Source organism: Flavobacterium macrobrachii, assembly GCF_014486675.1.
Lineage (GTDB): Bacteria > Bacteroidota > Bacteroidia > Flavobacteriales > Flavobacteriaceae > Flavobacterium > Flavobacterium macrobrachii.
This window is the reverse complement of record NZ_JACTAC010000013.1, coordinates 13,588-36,835: the sequence shown is the minus strand read 5'-3', so window position 1 is coordinate 36,835 and position 23,248 is coordinate 13,588. Positions and strand designations below refer to the sequence as shown.

At 32.0% G+C, this 23,248-nt stretch carries 19 protein-coding genes; 15 read left to right on the top strand and 4 right to left on the bottom strand.

Annotated elements, in window-relative coordinates; all coding sequences use genetic code 11:
• Window positions 1-41: 41 nt before the first annotated feature.
• A complete protein-coding gene (locus tag IAI56_RS04890) occupies window positions 42-725 on the bottom strand; it encodes a hypothetical protein (protein ID WP_187656804.1) in 684 nt (227 codons plus the stop codon).
• A 139-nt stretch (window positions 726-864) separates the two neighbouring features.
• On the opposite strand from IAI56_RS04890, the gene IAI56_RS04885 reads away from it, so the two are divergent.
• From IAI56_RS04885 to IAI56_RS04840, 10 genes are all read left to right on the top strand, one after another.
• The gene (locus IAI56_RS04885) at window positions 865-3,237 is read left to right on the top strand and encodes a TonB-dependent receptor (RefSeq protein ID WP_187656803.1); all 2,373 of its coding nucleotides are present in this window, start codon (window positions 865-867) and stop codon (window positions 3,235-3,237) included.
• Between the two features lie 3 nt (window positions 3,238-3,240).
• Window positions 3,241-4,062 carry a DUF4249 domain-containing protein gene (locus tag IAI56_RS04880; protein ID WP_187656802.1) on the top strand — a complete coding sequence of 274 codons (822 nt, stop codon included), beginning with the start codon at window positions 3,241-3,243 and terminating at the stop codon, window positions 4,060-4,062.
• A gap of 50 nt (window positions 4,063-4,112) precedes the next feature.
• Window positions 4,113-4,778, top strand: coding sequence for a thiamine diphosphokinase (locus IAI56_RS04875; protein ID WP_187656801.1), 666 nt, complete (start codon window positions 4,113-4,115; stop codon window positions 4,776-4,778).
• Window positions 4,779-4,895: 117 nt separating this feature from the next.
• Window positions 4,896-5,318, top strand: a complete 423-nt coding sequence (locus tag IAI56_RS04870; RefSeq protein ID WP_187656800.1) for a thioredoxin family protein — start codon at window positions 4,896-4,898, stop codon at window positions 5,316-5,318.
• Between the two features lie 39 nt (window positions 5,319-5,357).
• A complete protein-coding gene (locus IAI56_RS04865; RefSeq protein WP_239106986.1) occupies window positions 5,358-6,260 on the top strand; it encodes an FAD:protein FMN transferase in 903 nt (300 codons plus the stop codon).
• A gap of 7 nt (window positions 6,261-6,267) precedes the next feature.
• Window positions 6,268-6,477, top strand: coding sequence for a DUF4266 domain-containing protein (locus IAI56_RS04860; protein WP_187656798.1), 210 nt, complete (start codon window positions 6,268-6,270; stop codon window positions 6,475-6,477).
• 10 nt (window positions 6,478-6,487) lie between these two features.
• Window positions 6,488-7,693, top strand: a complete 1,206-nt coding sequence (locus IAI56_RS04855; protein ID WP_187656797.1) for a DUF3570 domain-containing protein — start codon at window positions 6,488-6,490, stop codon at window positions 7,691-7,693.
• A 113-nt stretch (window positions 7,694-7,806) separates the two neighbouring features.
• On the top strand, window positions 7,807-8,787 hold the full coding sequence (gene rlmF / locus IAI56_RS04850; protein WP_187656796.1) for a 23S rRNA (adenine(1618)-N(6))-methyltransferase RlmF: 981 nt from the start codon (window positions 7,807-7,809) through the stop codon (window positions 8,785-8,787).
• An 87-nt stretch (window positions 8,788-8,874) separates the two neighbouring features.
• Window positions 8,875-10,863, top strand: coding sequence for an excinuclease ABC subunit UvrB (gene uvrB / locus IAI56_RS04845; RefSeq protein ID WP_222940971.1), 1,989 nt, complete (start codon window positions 8,875-8,877; stop codon window positions 10,861-10,863).
• Between the two features lie 228 nt (window positions 10,864-11,091).
• Window positions 11,092-12,282, top strand: coding sequence for an MFS transporter (locus IAI56_RS04840; protein WP_239106985.1), 1,191 nt, complete (start codon window positions 11,092-11,094; stop codon window positions 12,280-12,282).
• A 63-nt stretch (window positions 12,283-12,345) separates the two neighbouring features.
• Here the strand turns inward: IAI56_RS04840 and IAI56_RS04835 are convergent, their stop codons facing one another.
• The 3 genes from IAI56_RS04835 to IAI56_RS04825 all read right to left on the bottom strand — a co-directional run bounded on the left by IAI56_RS04835 (window position 12,346) and on the right by IAI56_RS04825 (window position 14,548).
• Window positions 12,346-12,564 (bottom strand): putative signal transducing protein, encoded by a 219-nt coding sequence (locus IAI56_RS04835; RefSeq protein WP_187656794.1) that lies wholly within the window; start codon window positions 12,562-12,564, stop codon window positions 12,346-12,348.
• Between the two features lie 117 nt (window positions 12,565-12,681).
• Window positions 12,682-13,299 carry a DEAD/DEAH box helicase gene (locus IAI56_RS04830; RefSeq protein WP_187656793.1) on the bottom strand — a complete coding sequence of 206 codons (618 nt, stop codon included), beginning with the start codon at window positions 13,297-13,299 and terminating at the stop codon, window positions 12,682-12,684.
• An 85-nt stretch (window positions 13,300-13,384) separates the two neighbouring features.
• Entirely contained in the window at window positions 13,385-14,548 is a 1,164-nt protein-coding gene (locus tag IAI56_RS04825) for a sigma-54-dependent transcriptional regulator (protein WP_187656792.1), read from the bottom strand.
• Window positions 14,549-14,799: 251 nt separating this feature from the next.
• Here IAI56_RS04825 and panB point away from each other — a divergent pair, with 251 nt between their 5' ends.
• The 5 genes from panB (at window position 14,800) to IAI56_RS04800 (ending at window position 23,226) form a co-directional block, all read left to right on the top strand.
• Window positions 14,800-15,618 (top strand): 3-methyl-2-oxobutanoate hydroxymethyltransferase, encoded by an 819-nt coding sequence (panB, locus tag IAI56_RS04820; protein WP_133531666.1) that lies wholly within the window; start codon window positions 14,800-14,802, stop codon window positions 15,616-15,618.
• A 101-nt stretch (window positions 15,619-15,719) separates the two neighbouring features.
• Window positions 15,720-16,409 carry an RluA family pseudouridine synthase gene (locus IAI56_RS04815; RefSeq protein ID WP_187656791.1) on the top strand — a complete coding sequence of 230 codons (690 nt, stop codon included), beginning with the start codon at window positions 15,720-15,722 and terminating at the stop codon, window positions 16,407-16,409.
• A 70-nt stretch (window positions 16,410-16,479) separates the two neighbouring features.
• The gene (locus IAI56_RS04810) at window positions 16,480-17,817 is read left to right on the top strand and encodes a DUF5723 family protein (protein ID WP_187656790.1); all 1,338 of its coding nucleotides are present in this window, start codon (window positions 16,480-16,482) and stop codon (window positions 17,815-17,817) included.
• Between the two features lie 60 nt (window positions 17,818-17,877).
• Complete coding sequence (locus IAI56_RS04805) at window positions 17,878-19,212, top strand: aldehyde dehydrogenase (protein WP_187656789.1); 1,335 nt, start codon at window positions 17,878-17,880, stop codon at window positions 19,210-19,212.
• Between the two features lie 726 nt (window positions 19,213-19,938).
• Complete coding sequence (locus tag IAI56_RS04800) at window positions 19,939-23,226, top strand: PAS domain S-box protein (RefSeq protein ID WP_187656788.1); 3,288 nt, start codon at window positions 19,939-19,941, stop codon at window positions 23,224-23,226.
• Window positions 23,227-23,248: the final 22 nt, after the last annotated feature.

Here is a 23,248-nt window from a genome sequence, read left to right as displayed (position 1 = left end):
ATATCTTAAAACAAAAAGTCCTGAAAATTTCAGGACTTTTTTTATTTCTTTTCTTCTAAAACTCCATCTTCTTTTAGAATAATTATTTTAGCTCGAACTCCAGTTGTTAAATTCCATTTATTGGTAGTAACCGTTCCTTTCTTTTGATCATAAATAACAAACTGAGCAGTATTTGGTCCTGATTCTCCTTGATTTAGAGCTTCAATTTCTATTTTGTTAATTCCTTCGTTTAATTCAAGGTAAACTTCTTTAAAATCAACATCCAAAAGAATGGCATCAACCGCCATTTTATCATTTAACCAAATTCGAACCAAATCACCATCGGGTGCTTCATGATCACGACAAGCAATACTTATAATTTTTGTTCCAACTTTAAATTGTCCTAAAAAACTATCACTTTTAAACTTTTCAAGAATTTTTCCATCGCTTTTCTTGTTCAATCTATCCGTATATTCTTTTGATTGACTTTCAAACTTTTCAGTTTCCATGACACTTTTTGTTTCTTCAGGTTTTTGATTTAACAAAGAAATCTTTCCAGCCAAATTGTCTTTTTTGTCAAAAATACTTGGATATTTTAAAGCACTCGATGTAGATGTTGTTGGCGAAGTTTGACCGCTCGGATTTGAAATAGGCGCAATTTTTAGCGTTTTTTTAGGTAACTCAAATTGAGAATATCCATTAAAAACGGCTGAAACAAAAATTAAAATTAATAATCGTACCTTCATATCCCAAATATAAATTTTTGATTTGTAAAATTACCTAATTAAAAGAAAACTAGTCGTTTTTATTAACCAAATATTAACAAAAGATTATGACCAAGTAACCTTTTTTATTAAGAATTTTGTAATATTAACAACCATTTTTATGCCAAAAAATATTCTCACGCTTTTTTTGTCACTATTTTTATCGATAACTGCATTTTCACAAGAGAAATTTACGCTCAGCGGAATTATTTCGGATGGTTCCAATAAAGAAACCTTGATTGGTGTTTCCGTTTTCATTGAAGAAACCAAAACTGGAACTGTAACGAACGAATATGGTTTTTACTCGATAACTTTGCCTAAAGGCGATTATACCGTTTCGATAAGCTATGTTGGTTATCAAAATTCATCCGAAAAAATAAGTCTAACCCAAAATATAAAAAAGAATTTTCTTCTTTCTGAAAGCAGTAAAGTTCTTGATGAAGTCGTAATTATTGACAACAAAAAACGCATCGACATCAGAAAACCCGAAATGAGTGTCAACAAACTGACCATTCAGGAAATCAAAGAAATGCCTGTTATTTTTGGAGAAGTTGATATCATAAAATCCATTTTAACATTACCAGGCGTTACCAATGCTGGCGAAGGACAGTCGGGTTTTAACGTTCGTGGCGGTGGCGCGGATCAAAATTTGGTTTTACTAGACGAAGCTACGATATATAATTCTTCTCACCTTTTTGGATTATTTTCGGTTTTTAATCCAGATGCTATCAAAGATTTAAAATTATATAAAGGCGGAATTCCAGCGCGTTATGGTGGAAGATTGTCTTCTATTTTGGATATTTATCAAAAAGAAGGAAACAAAAACGACTTTCACATGAATGGCGGAATTGGTTTAATTTCCAGTAGAATTCTTGCCGAAGGTCCAATTGTAAAAGACAAAGGTTCTTTTGTTGTTGCCGGAAGAGCTTCGTATGCACATCTTTTTTTAAAATTAGTTGACAATCCAAACTTGGCGTATTTTTATGATTTGAATACCAAATTGAGTTATTCGTTAAACGAAAAAAACAACATTTATCTTTCGGGATATTTTGGAAGAGATGTTTTTCAGTTGAACGATAGTTTTGTCAATACGTATGGAAATTCGGTGTTAAATTTCCGTTGGAATCATTTATTTTCGGACAAATTATTCTCCAATTTATCAATGATTTATTCTGATTATTATTATGGATTAAAATTAGACATCATCGGTTTCAATTGGGATAGCGGCATCAAAAACTACAACATCAAATATGATTTAAAACATTATATTTCTGATAAATTCAAATTAACCTACGGAATTCAATCGCATTATTATGATTTCAATCCAGGGAGAATTGAACCAACTCGTCCCGATTCTGGAATTAATGCTGACCAACTAGACAAAAAATATGCTTTAGAAAATTCGATTTACATCGATGCGGAACACCAAATTACAAAAAACTTAACCTTATCCTACGGACTTCGCGGAAGTTCGTTTCTTCGATTAGGTCAGCAAACATTGAATACGTATGCTAATAATCAACCAGTTACTTTTAACGAAAATTTCCAAATCTATGAAAGTGCCGATCCTATTGGAACAGTCAGTTATGGAAAAAATCAAACTATTGCCAAATTTGACAATCTAGAACCACGTTTAGCGGTTTCTTATGCTTTAAACGACGACCAATCCATAAAAGCGAGCTACAACAGAATGACACAATATTTGCATTTGATTTCCAATACGCAATCGCCAACGCCATTGGATGTTTGGGCACCAAGCGATCAATATTTAAAACCTCAACTACTCGACCAAGTTGCTGTTGGTTATTTCCAAAATTTCAAAGACGATGAATATTCATTGGAAACCGAAACGTTTTACAAAACCATCAAAAACCGTGTAGATTACATTGATGGTGCAAATTTAATTGCGAACGAAGCTATCGAAAGAGTAGTTTTAAATGGAAATTCACGAGCGTATGGTTTAGAAGTTTTGTTCCGAAAAAATACAGGTCAATTTAAAGGTTGGCTTTCTTATACACTTTCCAGAACCGAACAACAAGTTGAAGGCAGAACGCCACTTGAAACCGGAATTAATAACGGCGATTGGTATAAAACAGGTTTTGATAAAACGCATAATTTATCATTAGTTGGAAATTATAAATTGAATGAAAAATGGCGTTTTGGTGCTAATTTCATTTTTCAAACAGGTCAACCTGTAACTTTTCCTGACGGACAATATGAATACGAAGGAATAACTGTTCCGAATTTCAGTTCTAGAAACGAAAACAACTTACCTTCTTATCATCGATTAGATGTTTCAGCGACCTTAACACCAAGAAAAAATAAAGGCAGAAAATGGCAAGCAGAATGGGTTTTTGGAATTTATAATATTTACAACCGCATGAATGCCGCATCGATTACGTTCAGACAAAATCAAGAAACCGCTTCAAATGAAGCCATTCGACTATCAATTTTTGGATTTGTACCAAGTGCAACCTACAATATCAAATTTTAAGTTATGAAAAAGTTATCATATATAAGTTTCCTTTTAATTTTGATTACTTTCACTTCGTGTGAAAAAGTAATTGACATTAATTTAGAAAATGGCGAACCACGATTGGTTATCGAAGCTTCCATCAATTGGTTTGCTGAAACTGACGGAAGTGAACAACGCATAAAACTTTCTACGACAACCGATTATTTTTCGAATACTATTCCGCCAGTTAGTGGTGCAACCGTTTTTATATCCAATAGTTCATCTCAAGTTTTTACTTTTGTTGAAGAAGAAACCGCTGGAATTTACAAATGTTATGATTTTGTTCCAGTTGTAAACGAAACCTACACATTGACAGTAATTTACGAAGGCGAAACCTATACTTCTACCGAAAAACTTTTGAATACACCAGTTGTAACAAGAGTTGAACAAAAAGATGATGGCGGAATTCTAGGTCAAGATGTAGAAGTGAAATTCTTTTTCAATGATTTAGTAAACGAAACCAACCATTATTTTTTAAAAATAAATGATCCATATAAAGTCATTCCAGAATATGGTGTTCTTGAAGATAAATTCTTTGAAAACAACGAAATGTTTGGTTTGTATTTTAGTGAAGATTTAAAAGCTGGCGATACTTTAAAATTTACTATGAATGGTGTTACGTTGAATTATTACAATTACATGAATATCCTTTTGGCACAAACAGGAACCAATTCGATGGGACCATTTTCTACACCAACAGCAACCGTTAGAGGAAATATTGTAAACCAAACTAATTTTGATAACTTTGCTTTAGGTTATTTCCGTTTAAGTAAAACCGAAGTTAAAGAATATGTTATTCAATAAATTCAAACGATTTTAGATTATATATACTATTTAAAATCTAATATTTAAAAATGTCATCACACCACATTGTTCGAGACGACCAAGAACCAGCATTAATCATTGCTAATGGTGCCGAATGCAGCAACGAGCTTTTAGGACAACTTTTAGAATGGTCACCTATTGTAGTTGTTTTAGATAACGCTATCGAACGGGTTTTACAGTTAGATATAAAAGTTGACGTTTTGCTTGGCGATTTTGATGGCGATTTCAATCCCGAAATTTATAAAGAAAAACAGTTTCCACTAGAAATTGTTCATGCGCCAAACCAAGACAAAACTGATTTAGAAAAAGCATTTGATTATTTAATCGAAAAAGGACACAAAGCAGTAAATGTGATTTGGGCAACAGGAAAACGTGCAGACCATACTATAACGAATATTACTAATATTGTGAGCTATCGCAATAAACTCAAAATTGTTATTCTTGACGACCATTCCAAAGTTTTTTTATTACCAAATAAATTTGAAAAATGGTACACTAAAAATACGCCAATCTCATTAATTCCTATTGGAAAAGTAAGCGGAATTACCACTCAAAACTTGTTTTATCCATTATATAATGAAGAACTTACCATTGGCTATCGAACCGGAAGTAGCAATCATGTAATCAAAGATGGAATTGTAAAAATCGAACATACCGACGGTGATTTATTACTCATGGAATGTTGGGACAATTAATTTTTTAACATATGTTTATGCAGACTAAAAATAAATAATCGCTCTTAATCAATCCTTAAGATTATTTTTTATTGTTGCTTTTCAATTTCATATACCTTTATTTAAAAATTAAGATATATGAAAAAATTCACCTTATTTATAGTTATGTTTTTTAGTGTTTATATGAACGCTCAAGAAACAAAAACGCTCCAAAATTCACTTGTAAAAGCCAAACAAGAACACAAAAAAGTTTTACTCTATTTTTCTGGTTCCGATTGGTGCGCACCTTGTATCAAATTCAAAAAAACATTCATTCAAAACGAAGCTTTTCAATCCTTTGCTTCTGAAAATTTAATCGTTGTCAATGCTGATTTTCCTCGTTTGAAAAAAAATGCATTATCAGCAGAACAAACAACCGAAAATGAAAAACTAGCCGATAAATACAATGCAAACGGGATTTTTCCGTTAGTACTTGTTTTGGATGAAAATGGAAAAATCCTAAAGAAATGGGAAAAAATACCCGACGAAACCATCGATACCTTTTTAGCACAACTTAAATAGCTTATAGAGATGCCTTCGTTTAAAAAAACAACTCGATTAATGGCAAACCAATTTGAGTTTACGGTAATTACCGCAAGCGAAAATGAAGCAGAAAAACTATTTGAAGTTGCTATTACCGAAATTCAGCGGATTGAAAAGTTACTGACTACATTTTCTAACGATAGTATTACGGCAAAAATAAATGAAATGGCAGGAATTCAAGCTGTTGAAGTTGACGAAGAAGTATTTCAATTAATTAAACGAGCGCAGTTTATTTCAAAAATAACGCAGGGTGCATTTGATATCAGTTATGGAAGTTTGGATAAAAAGTTTTGGAATTTTGATTTACAAATGACATCACTACCTAATCCGAATGAAGCTAAAAAATCGGTTGCCTTAATCAATTATGAAAATATTATTCTGGATGAAAGCAATCAAACTGTTTTCTTAAAAAACAAAGGCATGCGAATTGGTTTTGGTGGAATTGGAAAAGGTTATGCCGCCGAAATGGCAAAAAAGAAACTCATAGAAGCCAATGTAGAAAGCGGAATTGTAAATGCTTCGGGCGATTTAACTGCTTGGGGTTTTCAAGAAAATGGTGAACCTTGGACGATTGGTATTGCTGATCCAAACCAGAAAAACGCCATCTTTTCGGCTTTTAAAATTACCAATCGCGCTGTTGCCACTTCGGGTAATTATGAAAAATTTGTCATTATCAACAATAAAAAATATTCACATACTATTGACCCAAAAACTGGTTATCCTGTTTCTGGAATAAAAAGCGTTACCATTTTAGCCGAAAATGCCGAAATCGCCGATGCCTTAGCAACTCCTGTTACTGTTATGGGAATTGACATTGGATTAGATTTTATCAATCAGCTGAAAAACATTGGTTGTATCATCGTTGATGATAACAACAAAACCTATTTTTCTAACAATATTACAATAACTAAAAACCATTAAAACAATTATGAAAAAACTTGCGATGGCTTTATTTCTTGGGTTCGCATTGAATTCCTGCGAGTCGGTAAAGGAATATCAAAAGTCAAAAATCAATGATGCCGAAATGGCATTGACAGCTAAAAAAACTGAAAAGTTTGAAAACACCTTTCAGTTGTATCGCGAAGCCAGTTCTGGTGCCAATGGTGGTAAAACTGGCGGAGGTTGTGGTTGTAATTAATCTTTAAATCATGAAAAAAAGACTGATTACTGCCGCTTGTTTAGCTTTTCTATTTTCTCACCAAGGGAAAGCTCAAAATGATAGTGTTACTTCGGGATACAAAAAACAAAAACTTAAAATTGAAGAAGTAAATTTTATTTCGAGTTATTATACCCAAAATGGAAATAATTCTGCGGTTACCGGTGGCGAAGGAACCGAAAAACTGACTGACATTGCTACTAATTTTGAAGTAATTTTATCCAAAAGAGATTCAAGAAACAATCTACATTCACTTGATTTCAATTTGGGAATTGACAGTTATACTTCAGCTTCATCTGATAAAATTGATCCGAATACGGTTACATCTGCTTCCTATCAAGACATTAGAATTTATCCTTCAGCAAATTATTCTTATACCAACGAAGAAACCAAAACCGTGTTAAACGGAGGACTTTCTTTTTCGGCTGAATATGATTACTTTTCAATTGGAGCCAATGTTGGTTATACTAAAACTTCCAAAGACAATAATCGAGAATTTTCAGTTAAAGGAATGGTATTTTTCGATACATGGAAAGTCATTTTACCCATCGAGCTGAGAGATAATCCATCGGATAATGATGCCAAACACAATGATTCTAAACCTCGAAATTCCTATAATTTGGGATTAACTTTTTCGCAAGTCGTCAATAAAAATTTCCAAGTGGCATTTTTGGCTGATATTGGTTATCAAGAAGGGGTATTGGCAACAAAATTCAATCGTGTTTATTTTCTGGGTTCGTCTAATGCTGTTTCTGAAAAATTGCCGAATACGCGATTTAAAATTCCTGTTGGAGTTCGAGCCAATTATTTCCTTGGTGATAAAATTGTTTTACGCAGTTTTTATCGTTATTACTTTGATAATTGGGGAATTAATTCGCATACTGTAAGTTTTGAACCAACCTATAAATTAACGGCATTTTCCGCTTTGTCTTTGCCATATCGTTTTTATCAGCAAAGTGAGGCAAAATATTTCAAAGCTATTAATCAACACTTGATTGGCGATGAATATTACACCAGCGATTATGATTTGTCAAAATTTACTAGTCACATGATTGGTTTGGGTTATCATCTTACGGATAGTGACAAAGGTATTTTTCACATAAAACGAATTCATAGCATAGATTTACGTTATGGTTATTATACCAGAAATAACGGTTTGAATTCTCATATTATCACTTTAGCCTTGCAGTTCAAATAGTTAACAAATTATTTTAATTCATTATAAGTCATTGCGACATTCAAAATCGCAATGGCTTTTTATTTTGTCCAAACCATTCTCTTTTCTTATATTTGGTATTGAGAAATGACAAAATGAAGAACAAAATAATTCCCGAAAAAACAACTCTACATCCTAGAAATCCTCATAGTTTTAGATACGATTTTGAAAAATTAATTTACAATTATCCTATTTTAAAAAATTATATTTTCGTCAATGAACTCGATGTTGACATGAGCAAAAGCGAACAGGCGAAGCAAACTATTGATTTTGCCAATCCAGAAGCCGTAAAAGCTTTAAACAAAGCTATTTTAATTTCTAATTATGGCATTGAATATTGGGATATTCCTAAAAACTATTTGTGTCCGCCAATTCCCGGAAGAGCTGATTATATTCACCATTTAGCCGATTTATTAGCCAATTCTAATAACGGAACTATTCCCGAAGGTGAAAATGTAATCGGTCTAGATGTCGGTATTGGTGCTAATTGTGTCTATCCGATTATAGGAAATCACGAATACCAATGGAGTTTTGTTGGAACTGATATTGATGAAAATGCACTTCAAAACTGCAAAAAAATTATTGCTAAAAATCCGCATTTGATAGAAGCCATTAGTCTGCAATTGCAAGTGGAACCCCGATTTATTTTCAAAAATATCATTTTACCCGAAGATAAATTTGCTTTCACCATTTGCAATCCACCATTTCACTCATCGCAAGACGAAGCAACTAAGGCAGCTTTGAGAAAAGTAAACAATTTGGAAGACGTTAAATCTTCTAAACCAATTCTAAATTTTGGTGGTCAAAATGCCGAACTTTGGTGTACTGGTGGCGAAATTGGTTTCATAACTCAAATGATTTACGAAAGCGTAAAATATCCGTTGCAAGTGTTTTGGTTTACCACTTTAGTCTCCAAAAAAGATAATTTACGAAGCATTTACAAAACATTAAATAAAGTTGGCGCTGTAGAAATTAAAACAATTGAGATGGCTCAAGGACAGAAAATAAGCCGTTTTGTTGCATGGACTTTCTTAAGCGAAAACCAACAGAAAGAATGGAAGTTTTCGATTGATTAAACAAGAAAATTTTATATCAATTTGTGAAAATTTGTGCAATTTGTGGCATATAAAATTATGTAACTTTGTAATTCGCAAAAAATTCAAATGAAATTCCAAGTCGTATCCGATTACAAACCTACAGGCGATCAGCCACAAGCCATTGAAAAACTTTCAAACGGCATTCTCAATGGCGAAAAATACCAAACACTCTTAGGAGTTACAGGTTCAGGAAAGACATTTACCGTTGCCAATGTAATTCAGAATGTAGAAAAACCGACGCTAGTTTTAGCACACAACAAAACATTAGCTGCTCAATTATACTCCGAATTCAAGCAATTTTTTCCAAATAATTCGGTGCAATATTTCGTTTCTTACTACGATTATTACCAACCAGAAGCGTTTATTCCTGTAACGGGAACGTATATTGAAAAAGATTTATCTATTAATGAAGAACTTGAAAAACTTCGTCTAAGTACAACTTCTGCCCTACTTTCTGGTCGTCGTGATATTATTGTGATTTCTTCTGTTTCTTGTCTTTACGGTATTGGAAATCCGGTTGAATTTCAGAAAAATGTGGTTTCAGTTGAGAAAAATCAAGTAATTTCCAGAACAAAATTATTACATCGATTGGTTCAAAGTTTATATTCACGAACCGAAGCCGAATTCACTCCAGGAACATTTAGAATTAAAGGTGATACCGTTGATATATTTCCAAGTTATGGAGATGAACCGTTCCGAATTCACTTTTTTGGTGATGAAATTGAAGATATTGAAGCCTTTGATGCAAGAAGTTCGAAAGTTTTAGAAAAATACGAAAAACTGACTATTTATCCGGCGAATATGTTTGTGACTTCACCCGATGTTTTACAAGCTGCCATTTGGGACATTCAACAAGATTTGGTAAAACAAGTCGATTATTTTAAGGAAATCGGGAAACATTTAGAAGCAAAACGATTGGAAGAACGCACCAATTTCGATTTAGAAATGATACGCGAACTTGGTTATTGCTCAGGAATTGAGAATTATTCTCGTTACCTAGACCGACGTTTGCCGGGAACACGACCTTTCTGTTTACTCGATTATTTTCCAGATGATTTCTTGATGGTAGTGGATGAAAGTCACGTTACCATTTCCCAAGTTCATGCCATGTATGGCGGCGATAGAAGTCGAAAAGAGAATTTGGTGGAATATGGTTTCCGACTTCCTGCAGCGATGGACAATCGTCCGTTAAAGTTTGAAGAATTTGAATCGATGCAAAACCAAGTAATTTATGTTTCAGCAACGCCAGCCGATTATGAATTGCAAAAATCAGAAGGAATTTATGTCGAGCAAGTTATTCGTCCAACAGGATTGCTCGATCCAATTATAGAAGTTCGACCAAGTTTAAACCAAATTGACGATTTAATTGAAGAAATTCAACAACGTTGTGAAGTGGACGAACGTGTTTTGGTCACGACTTTAACCAAAAGAATGGCAGAAGAACTGACCAAATATTTGACGAAAGTTTCCATTCGTTGTCGATACATTCATTCCGATGTTGATACTTTGGAACGTGTAGAAATCATGCAAGATTTGCGTAAAGGTTTGTTTGATGTGTTGATTGGCGTGAACTTACTCCGTGAAGGTTTGGATTTACCCGAAGTTTCATTAGTTGCTATTTTAGATGCTGACAAAGAAGGATTTCTACGAAGTCATCGTTCGTTGACACAAACAGTTGGTCGAGCCGCTAGAAACGTAAACGGAAAAGCCATTATGTATGGTGATAAAATTACAGCTTCGATGCAAAAAACGATTGATGAAACGAATTATCGTCGTGAAAAACAAATCAATTATAATACGAAACACGGTTTTGAACCAAAAGCCTTGAACAAGAGTTTGGGAAGTGCATTAGCAGGAAATTCGGTTTCAACGCAATATTATGAAAACCAAGTTTTAAAAGCTGCAGAACCCGAAAGCGAATACTTATCAAAACCCGAAATTGAAAAGAAAATTCGCGATGCCAGAAAAGCAATGGAAAAAGCTGCCAAAGATTTAGACTTTATGCAAGCGGCAAAATATCGTGATGAGATTAAAGCGTTGCAGGATAGAATGTAATTCAAAAAAAAAAAACATATTTTAAAACTATACATAAAGCCATTTTAAAATATAGTATTTTACTGAATATTTCTTAAATGTGTTTTTTAATTTTAGTTTGAAAAAACGTTTTAGTAAACTTTTTTTGTTCCTTAAATTTCTGTTTACAAAGGAATACTTATTTTTATACTTTCTAATAAGTATCCTATAATAATGCCTCTAATAAATTACAGCTTTTTAAATAAAATTTTGCCTAAAGCAAAAATCAAAAAAGGATACAGAAAAGCCAAGCAATCGTATCTTATGAAAATTCGTTGGGCAACGGCATTATTTTTCTTCGGAATGGGTTTTAGCTTTGCTACTTGGGCAAGCAGAATTCCGGATATTAAATCGATGTTACATTTAAGCGAAGCCGATTTAGGTGGGCTTTTATTTGCTTTGCCTGTTGGTCAATTAATTGCGATGCCATTTTCGGGAAAAATAGTCACAAAATATGGTAGCAAACAAATTACCATCTTTGGACTTCTACTTTACTCTGCTTGTATGCCACTTTTAGGATTAGCAACGAGTAAAGTAGAATTGGGTTTAGCGTTATTACTTTTTGGTTTTTTTGGAAACTTTTGCAACATCGCTGTCAATACACAAGGTGTTTATACGCAACAATTATTTGAAAAGCCAATTATGGGTTCGTTTCACGGTTCTTGGAGTTTAGCTGGATTTTGTGGTGCTTTGGTTGGATTGATTATGGTATCATTAGAACTTAGCGTTTTTAACCATTTTATCATTGCTTTCGCAATGGTTTGTCTATTGGTTTTAGCAAATTATTCCTTTCTAATTAAAGCAAAAACAAAAGAATTGGAAGAACAAACTAGCTATTCTTTTTTCAAAAATCCAAATATGAATTTGATTTGGCTTGGTGTAATCTGTTTTTGCTGTATGGCAAGCGAAGGAATTATGTTTGACTGGAGTGGCGTTTATTTTAAAGAAATTGTAAAAGCTCCAGGCGGATTAGTTGTTTTAGGTTATACAACTTTTATGGTTAGTATGGCATCAGGACGATTTTTAAGTGATATTCTTGTACATAAATATGGTGCCAAAAAAGTTTTAATCATCAGTGGAATTGTCATTTCAAGTGGATTATATTTAGCAGTAGTTCTTCCTTATTTGATTCCGTGTACGATTGCTTTTATGATGGTTGGGTTTGGCGTTTCTAATGTAGTTCCGATTATTTTTAACGCCGCCGGAAACATCAAAAATGTACCACCAGGAATTGCTTTAACTATTGTAACTAGTATTAGTTTCCTAGGATTTTTAATTGGTCCGCCAATAATTGGTTTCATTGCCGAAATGACAAGCCTTCAATATTCGTTTGCTTTTATTGGGATTTTTGGAGTGTTTATTTCGATATTAGTTAGTAGATTGAAGGTTTTTAGTAATTAGAAAATAGTTCATAAAAAATCCCAAAAACTATTTTTTTGGGATTTTTGCTTTTATGTTCTATTATCACAAACTCATCCTAAATTCCTCAAGTATAGGATGTGCTTTCCCATAATCTCTTTCTTGAATAAACAATTCTACGGCTAAATCGGCATTGCCAAAACCGCCTAATCGAGCGGATTGAATGTTGTCTTTTACAACCACATTCAAATCGATTGCTTCTAATTTTTGTTTTAATCCTAAAGCTAAAATTTCGCTTCCTGAAAATATTTTTATTAATCCCATTTTTTTGTTTTATGTATTGTTGTAAATTGTATTGTTGTATTAGCATTTCGACTGTACTTCGTCTTCGCTCAGCATAAACAAGTGTGACAAACTGAAAACTGAGACTGCGACTGAAAACTATTCCTCTTCCATTTCGAAGAAAAGCGGTTCAATCATTATTTTTTCGGCTAACACTTCCACTCTTTCTGTGATTTGTGAACAAAAGAACAAACGTTGTGTTTTTTCAACACTGCTTGATAAACGTAGTATAACGGCATCCATTCGATTTCTGAATAACACATCAGCATCGTCAACAATTAGCATTTTTATGGTATTGATATTAAAACCTGCCGAAGAAAACATGGCATTAATTCTAGTTGGTGTTCCAATCAACACGTCCAATCCCATGGAAATAACGTTTTTATCATAATCGATGTCACCTTTGTCGTAGACACCAAGAATACTCAAATCAGTATATGTTCCATATTTTAAGAAAAGTTCTTCCATTTCAAGTACTTTTTCTTTGTTTTCAACAATAATTAAAGCTCTGGTGCTTTCGCCTAATGTTTTCTCAAGTTTTTGAAGAACATTTATAACTATCGTTGTCGTTTTTCCTGTTCCTTCAAGTGATTGAATTACAACATCGGAACCACTTTTTATGGTAGAAAACGTTTCTTGTTGCATTTCATTGGCTTCGGTTAATCCGTTTTCAATGAGTGCTTTTTGGAGGTTTGGATTTATTTTTTTTAAATTCATTTTTTCTTAGCTTTAGGCAATAAGCACTAAGCTTTAGGCAAAAAACAAAAATGCTTATTGCTTACAGCTTAATGCATAACGCCAATTATTTTGATGCAAATAACTTCACGTCGGTTTCTGAAATTTCGTTTCCACCAAGAATTATCAATCGTTCCACTACATTTCGTAACTCGCGGATGTTTCCTGTCCAATCGTATTCTTGTAACAATTTAATAGCTTGCTTTGAGAATGATTTTTGGGCATTTCCTTGTTCTTCGGCTATTTTTACAGCAAAATGTTCTACCAATAACGGAATATCATCACGTCTATCGTTCAACGCTGGAACTTTAATTAAAATTACTGCTAAACGATGGTATAAATCTTCACGGAAACGACCTTCGGCGATTTCTTTTTTCAAATCTTTGTTGGTTGCCGCAATAACACGAACATCCACTTTAATGTCTTTGTCTGCTCCAACACGTTGGATTAAACTTTCTTGTAACGCACGCAAAACCTTAGCTTGCGCTGCTAAACTCATATCGCCAATTTCGTCTAAAAAAATAGTTCCACCATCAGCAGCTTCAAATTTTCCAGCTCTATCTTTTACAGCTGATGTAAATGCGCCTTTTACGTGACCAAACAGTTCGCTTTCTATCAATTCTGATGGAATGGCAGCACAGTTTACCTCAACAATTGGCGAATTTGCTCGTTCGCTTTTTTGATGTAATTGATGGGCAACTAATTCTTTTCCTGTTCCGTTTGGTCCAGTAATTAAAACTCGTGCATCGGTTTGGGCTACTTTTTCAATCATTAATTTAATTTGATTGATGGGTTCGCTTTCGCCAATGATTTCGTAGTTTTTGGAAACTTTTTTCTTTAGAATTTTGTTTTCCACTACGAGTTGTTTTTTGTCTAACGCATTGCGAACCGTATTTAACAATCGGTTTAAATCGGGTGGTTTTGAAATGTAATCAAAAGCACCAAGTCTCATGGTTTGGATGGCGGTTTCCATGTCGCCGTGACCAGAAATCATCACCATTGGGATTTCAGGTTTTATTTTTTTGACTTCTTCTAGTAGTTCGACACCATCCATTTTGGGCATTTTGATGTCGCATAACACTAAATCGTAGTCGCTGTTTTTTATCTTTTCTAAAGCTTGAACGCCATCTTCGGCTTCTTCTACTTGATATGTGCTGCTTTCTTCAGAAAGGATTCTGGTTAGAACTCTTCTGATGGCTGCTTCGTCTTCGATGATTAATATTTTTGGCATATTTTTATTTTTAACCGCAAAGTTCGCAAAGCTAATTCGCAAAGTTCACTGAAATTCAAATGGTTTTGGTTTTAGCCCTGATTGAAGCTAGCTACCGTGTAGCGCGAAAAGCAGGAAAATGGCTTTTAAATAGCTCAAACGATTCGCTCCTAATCAGTTTTGACAAAAGTAGTATAAATTCACATTATTGGGTTGATTTTTGTTGCATCAAAAATAGATTTTATACTTTTACGACTTATAAACGAAATGTTATGTCTACTGCAAAAAAAGATTATAAAAGGATTACGACCAAGTCATTGATTGACATGAAGGTGAATGGCGAGAAGATTTCAATGCTTACGGCGTATGATTTTACGATGGCTAAAATTGTTGATTCGGCTGGTGTTGATGTGATTTTGGTTGGTGATTCGGCGAGTAATGTTATGGCTGGACACGAAACAACGTTGCCAATAACGTTGGATCAAATGATTTATCACGCTTCGGGTGTGGTTCGAGCTATTGAACGAGCTTTGGTTGTGGTGGATTTGCCTTTTGGAAGTTATCAAAGTGATCCAAAGGAAGCGTTGCGTTCGGCAATTAGAATTATGAAAGAAAGCGGCGGACATGCTGTAAAACTGGAAGGCGGAAGCGAAATTAAAGAAAGTATTAAGCGTATTTTGAATGCTGGAATTCCGGTAATGGGACATTTGGGTTTAACTCCACAATCGATTTATAAATTTGGAACCTACACGGTTCGTGCTAAAGAAGATGCGGAAGCAGAACAGTTGATTGAAGATGCAAAATTGCTTGAAAAATTGGGTTGTTTTGCGTTGGTTTTAGAAAAAATCCCTGCGGCTTTGGCCGAAAAAGTAGCGAAAACTATTTCTATTCCTGTTATTGGAATTGGTGCTGGCGGTGGTGTTGACGGACAAGTTTTGGTTATCCACGATATGCTTGGAATGAATAATGAGTTTAGTCCACGATTTTTGCGTCGCTATTTAGATTTGTATGAACAAATGACGAAAGCGATTGGAAATTATGTTGCTGATGTGAAATCGAAAGATTTTCCGAATTCTAGCGAACAGTATTAGTAACGAAAAATTAAACCATTAAGAAATTAAGGTTCATTAAGCATTTTTTCAATTTATTTAATGACTTAATTTTTCTTAGTTTCTTAATGGTTCGAATTAAAATGAAAATAGTTTCTACCAAAGATAATCTCCAAATCCTTCACGAAGACAATCACATTATAGTGGTCAATAAACGTGTTGGTGATATTGTTCAAGGTGATAAAACGGGTGACAAACCGCTTTCGGAAGTTGTAAAAGAATATATTAAAGCAAAATACAACAAACCTGGAGAAGTTTTTCTTGGTGTAGTTCATCGATTGGACAGACCAACAACAGGTATTGTGGTTTTTGCACGAACAAGCAAAGCTTTGGAACGACTAAACGCGATGTTCAGCAACCGAGAAACACAGAAAACGTATTGGGCAGTTGTAAAAAATAAACCACCAAAAACGTCGGATACGCTTGTTCATTTTCTGAAAAGAAACGAAAAAAATAATACTTCAAAAGCACATTTAAAAGAAGTTCCCGAGAGCAAAAAAGCAAGTTTAGATTATACCATAATCAAAGAATTGAATAATTATTTTGCCTTGGAAATTAATCTTCATACTGGAAGACATCATCAAATTAGAGCGCAACTTCAAGCGATTGGTTGTCCAATAAAAGGCGATTTAAAATATGGTTTTGACCGAAGTAATCCTGATGGTGGCATTCATCTTCATGCGCGAAAATTGGTTTTTATTCATCCGGTTTCTAAAGAAAACATGGAAATAGTTGCTGCTACACCAAATGATGTGATTTGGAATGCTTTATAAGTAAAATTTCATATATTTACCACAGTCATATATTTTTTTTACCACTTTAACTATATAAAATACTACTGCCATGAAAAAAATCTTCGTTGTTGCTCTATCGCTTTTCTGTCATTTTACTTTTGCTCAGGAACATTTTTCGGGCATTAGTACGTCCAATCGTGTTGGGATTTTAAACGTAAATATCAATCCTGCCGAATTAACAAATCTTTCTAAAAAATTTGAAGTTAATATTTTTGGACTGAGTGTTAATGTAGCTAATGACAAGCTTGCTTTTAGTGATTTTAATTCTGATACAGATTTTGAAGAACTGCTTTTTAGTGGAACAAGTCCTGTAAATGCTCGTGTTGATGCAGAAATTAATGGTTTGGGATTTGCAATGCGTTGGAAAAAATGGGGATTGGCAATTACGTCAAAAGCCTACGCCAAATTTGACTTAGTCGACATTGATCCAACTATTGGAAATGCCATCACTAATAATAACATAGGTTTAAACACAACTCTTTTAGACAATAAGAAAAACCAACGTATGAATGGTACTTCGTATGGTGAAATTGGCTTGTCTCTTGCTAGAAATTTATATGAAACCGAAAAGCATAAATTTAGCGCAGGTGTGACATTAAAGTTATTATTTCCTGGTTCGTATTCTAACTTTGGTTTAAGTAATCTAAATGGAACGATAACTGAAGTTGGTGGAGATGCATTTTTGACTACTAATTCTCCTGCTACACTAAACATTGCTTATTCAGGAAATCTTGCTGACAGCTTTACTAATTTTGATGATTATAGCAAATCAATTTTTGGTGGGTTGAATGGTTTTGCGGGTGATGTTGGAGCAAATTATCAATGGCTTGGTGATGATAAAAAATACAAATTAAATGCTGGATTATCTATCAGAAATATTGGTAGCATGACGTTTAAAGATAATAATAATGCTTCTACAAATTACTCATTAAATATTCCTAATTCTGATCCTTTGGATTTAAGTTTATTTGAAGATGTAGATAGCTTAAGTGATGTTGAAGATATTTTATCAAGCAATGGTTATTTAACTGTTGAACAAGGCGAAAAAGATTTTAAAGTTAAATTACCAACTGTTTTTTCAACTTATGTTGATTTAAAAGTAATTCACAAATTATATGTTACAGCCTATTTACAACAAAAATTAAATGACGATTCAGCCAATGACCAAGTTACGGCTCCAAACATTTTTAGTATCACACCAAGAATAAGTTTACGCTATTTTGAAACCTATATTCCTGTAACTTTTCATGAAATTTCAGGAACCAATGTTGGATTTGGATTTCGTTTAGGAGGTTTTTACCTTGGTTCAAGTTCTATGGTAACTGCTTTACTAGCTGATAGCAAACAAGGTGATATTTACTTAGGTTTCCGTTGGGGATTTTTGTAGAAAAATATAATTGGAACATTTATATTAAAATCATATATTTCATAGACAATATTTCACGTTATGGATTATAAAAACAACATTCAATTTAGAAAGCAAAAACTTATACAACTTCTTGCTTGTATTCAAAACAATGAAACAGAAATTGTAAAAGCCTTACATGATGATTTTAAAAAATCTGAGTTTGAAACGTATTTAACTGAGATCCATTTTGTCATTTCTGAATTAAAACTTAACATAAAAAATATTCATAAATGGGCAAAACCAAAATTGGTTTTGCCTTCTTTTCTAAATTTTCCATCAACCGATTATATCTACAAAGAACCGTTTGGGAAAGTTTTAATAATTTCTCCATGGAATTACCCTTTTCAATTAGCCCTTAACCCAGCAATAGCAGCAATTTCAGCTGGAAATCAAGTTACAATTAAACCATCCGAACTTACTGAAAATACCTCAAAGATTATTGCAAAAATTATTTCTGAAACATTTGATGAAGATCATGTAAAAGTTGTAGAAGGTGGAATTTTAGAAACAGAATTATTACTTGGGCAACAACGCTGGGATTATATCTTTTTTACTGGAAGTGTTTCTGTTGGTAAAATTATTGCCAAAGCTGCCGCAGAAAATTTAACACCAATAACGTTAGAACTCGGAGGAAAAAATCCGTGCATTATTGATGAAACTGCCAACTTAAAATTAGCTGCAAAACGAATCGTTTGGGGAAAATTTGTAAATGCTGGACAAACTTGTATTGCTCCAGATTATTTGTTAGTTCAACAAAATATTAAATCAAAATTCATAGATTATCTTAAAGAAGAAATCCATTTAGCCTACAGTGAAAAAATAGAAAATTCAAAAGATTATCCAAGAATTATAAATGAAAAAAACTGGAAAAGATTATTAGATTTACTTGATGGCGAGAAAATTATTTTTGGTGGGAAAAATAATCCAAACGATTTTTATATTGAACCAACATTAGTAGATGAACCCTCATTGGATAGTAAAATAATGGCTGGCGAAATATTTGGACCAATAGTTCCTATCATTGGCTATAATACTGAAAATGAATTAGAAAAAATTATTTCCAATTATGAAAAACCGCTTGGATTTTATGTTTTTTCTGAAAATAAAAAATTTGCAAAAAAACAGATCCTAAAATATTCATTTGGCGGAGGATGCATTAATGATACAATGATTCAATTTATAAATCATCGTTTACCATTTGGAGGTGTTGGTCAAAGTGGTATTGGTAGTTATCATGGCAAAGGAAGTTTTGATACTTTTTCTCATCACAAATCAGTTGTTAAAAGGGCAACATGGTTAGATATTCCCATACGATATGCACCATACAATGATAAATTAAAAAAAATCAAATTTTTCTTGAAGAGTTTACATTAGATTATAACTATTTTTGAAAAACTACAAATAACAACACCTAACTAACCAAAACAAAAATTGAGAACAATTTTATTTTTTTTAAACACAAACAGTTTAATAATAATAGTACTATTATTATTTTTTCTTTATTATTTTTATTTCGCTACAAAAGAAACTATTAGTCAAAAATTAAATTTATCAAATGCTGATCAATTTGAATCAAGAGAGCAACAATATACGTTGTACTTCCTTTTTTTTGGTGTAGCAATTCCATTAGTAGAAACAATATTGGAGATATTTAAAATAAGGTCTGAAAGTCTTTTTTTTATTAACTTAAGCATTGGTGGAACATTATTAATACTATATTTTTTAAGTACGAGAGTTAGTTTTTTTAAAAGAAATGTAAGTAGCATTTTTCTTTTATGTTACTACTTGTACTTAGGATATATAATACATAATGTTTTTTTTAAAGAATTTGAGTTAATTTCATTTATTAGCCTTATCGTTTGTCTTTTCCTTTCTTATTTTGTTTTAAAAAATATTTTACACTTTTGGTTATTTGTAATAACAGTAATTCTACTATTGATATTCACTTATGATTTGGAATTAATTCCTAAGAACCAAACAATTATTTTGATATGCTCATTTGTTTTAATTATTACTATACACATATCTAGACATTTAGCACTCATAGAAACAAAAAACAAATTTCTTTTTACAAATATTGTTGTCAACAAAGGAAATTATTTGATTTTAACAACTAATAAAAAAGGTGAAGTATCATTTTGTAGCGAATCTATTGAATCTATTTTAGGTTACAGTGCAAGTGAAGTACTTGGTCTTGAATATTGGCGATTAACAGAAGATCCTGAATTTATTGGTGAAGCGTATCACGAAGATTATGTTGATGATAGGTTATATATACGAAAATTAAAATGTAAAAATGGAGATTATAAATACATTCAGTGGAAAGACAAAAGATATTCAGAAGACATTCTTATTGGAATTGGTCAAGATGTTACTGAACAAATAAAAATTCAAAATCAATATCGCGATTTAATTGAATCGGCTAATGATTTAATCACTGAAATTAATTTTGAAGGTAAAATAATTTATGTAAATCCATTTACTGAAAAAGCACTTGGATATTCAAAAGAAGAAATATTTAGTAATCACTATACCACATTTATAAGAACAGACTACATAGATGTAGTTAAAGAATTCTATGAATACATTCCAGAGGATAACGGAGATTATCCTGATTTAGTATTCCCGATGATTAAGAAAAATGGTGATACAATTTGGGTAACACAAAAAGTGACAATCAAGAGAGATAAATTTAATAAAAAAACTGGTTTTTCTGTAATTGCAAGAGATATCACTTTAATAAAAAATCTTGAAATCGAGCATTTTGAAAGAGCATCAAAAATAAAAATTCACAATCAAGTAATAAAAGATTTAACCTCAAAAAGTTATTCAAACAAAGAAGGATTTAAAAGTGTATTAAAAAACATCCTTCAAAAGGTAGCTACAAATTGTAACATAAACAGAACCAGCTATTGGAGTTACATTCCTGAAGGTTTAAAATGTGAAAGTATATATTATCTAAATAGTAATCGATTTGAAAAACATTTCTTTGTTGATATAAATCAACATCCAATATATTTCAAAGCACTTGAAACAGGTCAACAAATTGTAGCTTCAGATGTATACATAAATAAAGGTACTGAAGAACTTTGCTACAACTATTTCCCTAAGCATAATATAAAATCGCTACTAGATACTCCAATTTTTATCAATAAAAAAATTGTCGGTATATTGTGTTTTGAAGCTGTCGATACTAAAAGAGAATGGGATAATGAAGATATCAATTTTGCTCGCTCAATTGCAGATTTAATCGCAATTGCTATTGAAGCCCAAATGAGAAATGAAGCCGAGAAAAAATTGACATACAAGAGTGATATTTTATTTGAAATTAATAAAAATACTGAAAAGTTTTTACTCTCAAAAAATCAAGACGAAATCTTACTAGGAATTGTAAGTACAATTGGAAATGTGATTAATGCCTCAAGAGTTTCTTATTTTGAATTTGACAGCAAAGAAATTTCTATCTCTCAAAAAATTAGATGGTTATCTGAAACCAATTCTATACAATCACCAAATCCATTCCTTCAAAATTTACCTCTTAAATCTCTTGGCATAATTGGAGATAAATTGGTAGAAAATATTTCATTCAATTCAATAGTTAGAAAAATTCCAAACACTGAAACTAGAAAATTACTTGAAGGATTGGGTTCAAAATCAATACTATTTACACCTATTTTTATAAAGGAAACTTTTTATGGAATTTTAATATTCGATGATACTTCAAAAGAACGTGAATGGACTTTTGATGAGATTTCTTCCCTTGAGATTTTATCCAAAAATATTTCATTTGCACTAGAAAGGAATATTAATGAAACCATAATTCAAGAAAGTGAAGAAAAATTTAGGTTGCTTGCAGATAATATTCCTGGTGTTGTTTACCTATCAAACAACGACGAAACTTTTTCAAAAATTTATTTAAACGACCAAATTGAAAAACTAACTGGATATCCAAAATCAGATTTTATTGATGGAAAAAAATCCTTCTTGGATTTAGTACATCCAGATGAAATAAACAATATAGTTGTCAATCAAAGAGCGTTTATTAAACAAGGAAAACCATTTCATTTTATCTATAGAATTATTAAAAAAAATGGTGAAGTAGCATGGATAGAGGAATTTGGAGACGCAATACACAAAGATGGAGAAATAACTTCGATAGAAGGAATATTCATTGATGTTACTGAAAGAAAACTAGCTGAAAACGCAATAAAAGACAAAGAATATGCAGAAGCAGCTAATAGAGCTAAATCAGAATTTTTAGCTAACATGAGTCATGAAATTAGAACTCCTCTAAATGGAATTATTGGATTTACAGAACTTTTGATGAATACAGAATTAGAAAGTATTCAAAAAAAATATATGGACACAGTAAATCAATCTGCAAATTCTTTAATGGAAGTTATCAATAATATTTTAGATTTCTCCAAAATTGAGTCAGGAAAAATCGAATTAATTATTGAAAAAAATAATACATCAGATTTAGCCAATCAAGTAATTTCTCTTATCCAACACGAAGCTAAAAGAAAAAATCTAAACGTTAATTTGATAATTGATAATAATGTTCCTATCTATATTTGGGTAGATTACATTAGATTAAAACAAGTACTTATTAACTTGCTTAGTAATGCTGTTAAATTTACAGAAAAAGGAAATATAACTTTAGAAATTACAAATGAAGAAACAAAAAACTTGAAAAATGCAAAACTTAAATTTTCAGTAAAAGATACAGGAATAGGAATAAAAGCAAAAAATCAAGCAAAAATATTTGAAGCTTTTTCACAAGAAGATGCATCTACAACAAAACGTTTTGGCGGAACTGGTTTAGGTCTTTCAATATCGAATCAGCTTTTATCTCTTATGAACAGTAAATTAGAGTTAGAAAGCAAGATAGGAATTGGTAGTGAATTTTTATTTTATTTGGATGTAAAATATTCAAATGAAACTAAAAAATATGAACAAAGAAAGAATAAAACTGAAATACAAAAACCATCAGAAAATGTAATTTCAAACAATAATTTAACGATTTTTATAGTTGAAGACAATAAAATAAATATGTTATTGGCTAAAACTCTAATTTTACAAATACTACCAAACTCAATAATTCATGAATTTGAAAATGGTAAAGAAGTAGTTTTCATATCTTCTGAAATTAAACCTGATTTAATTTTAATGGACATACAAATGCCAGAAATGAATGGATATGAAGCAACCGAAGAAATTAGAAAAATAGACAATCAAAAAGATACTCCAATTATTGCATTAACGGCTGGAACGATTGTTGGTGAAAAGGAAAAATGTCTACAAGCAGGAATGAATGATTATATACCAAAACCAATAGAAAAAGAAAATTTAAAAAAAATTATTTCTAAATGGATAGCAAAAACATAGTTAATTAACCTTATATCAATAA

Bases quoted from the DNA above. Each gene is read 5' to 3' on its own strand.
- rlmF (WP_187656796.1), top strand. From the start codon at position 7,807: ATGAAGAACAAAATAATTCCCGAAAAAACAACTCTACATCCTAGAAAT.
- IAI56_RS04855 (WP_187656797.1), top strand. From the start codon at position 6,488: ATGAAAAAAAGACTGATTACTGCCGCTTGTTTAGCTTTTCTATTTTCT.
- uvrB (WP_222940971.1), top strand. From the start codon at position 8,875: ATGAAATTCCAAGTCGTATCCGATTACAAACCTACAGGCGATCAGCCA.
- IAI56_RS04830 (WP_187656793.1), bottom strand. From the start codon at position 13,299: ATGAATTTAAAAAAAATAAATCCAAACCTCCAAAAAGCACTCATTGAA.
- IAI56_RS04865 (WP_239106986.1), top strand. From the start codon at position 5,358: ATGGCAAACCAATTTGAGTTTACGGTAATTACCGCAAGCGAAAATGAA.
- IAI56_RS04810 (WP_187656790.1), top strand. From the start codon at position 16,480: ATGAAAAAAATCTTCGTTGTTGCTCTATCGCTTTTCTGTCATTTTACT.
- panB (WP_133531666.1), top strand. From the start codon at position 14,800: ATGTCTACTGCAAAAAAAGATTATAAAAGGATTACGACCAAGTCATTG.
- IAI56_RS04805 (WP_187656789.1), top strand. From the start codon at position 17,878: ATGGATTATAAAAACAACATTCAATTTAGAAAGCAAAAACTTATACAA.
- IAI56_RS04875 (WP_187656801.1), top strand. From the start codon at position 4,113: ATGTCATCACACCACATTGTTCGAGACGACCAAGAACCAGCATTAATC.
- IAI56_RS04870 (WP_187656800.1), top strand. From the start codon at position 4,896: ATGAAAAAATTCACCTTATTTATAGTTATGTTTTTTAGTGTTTATATG.
- IAI56_RS04825 (WP_187656792.1), bottom strand. From the start codon at position 14,548: ATGCCAAAAATATTAATCATCGAAGACGAAGCAGCCATCAGAAGAGTT.
- IAI56_RS04835 (WP_187656794.1), bottom strand. From the start codon at position 12,564: ATGGGATTAATAAAAATATTTTCAGGAAGCGAAATTTTAGCTTTAGGA.
- IAI56_RS04890 (WP_187656804.1), bottom strand. From the start codon at position 725: ATGAAGGTACGATTATTAATTTTAATTTTTGTTTCAGCCGTTTTTAAT.
- IAI56_RS04860 (WP_187656798.1), top strand. From the start codon at position 6,268: ATGAAAAAACTTGCGATGGCTTTATTTCTTGGGTTCGCATTGAATTCC.
- IAI56_RS04880 (WP_187656802.1), top strand. From the start codon at position 3,241: ATGAAAAAGTTATCATATATAAGTTTCCTTTTAATTTTGATTACTTTC.
- IAI56_RS04885 (WP_187656803.1), top strand. From the start codon at position 865: ATGCCAAAAAATATTCTCACGCTTTTTTTGTCACTATTTTTATCGATA.
- IAI56_RS04815 (WP_187656791.1), top strand. From the start codon at position 15,720: ATGAAAATAGTTTCTACCAAAGATAATCTCCAAATCCTTCACGAAGAC.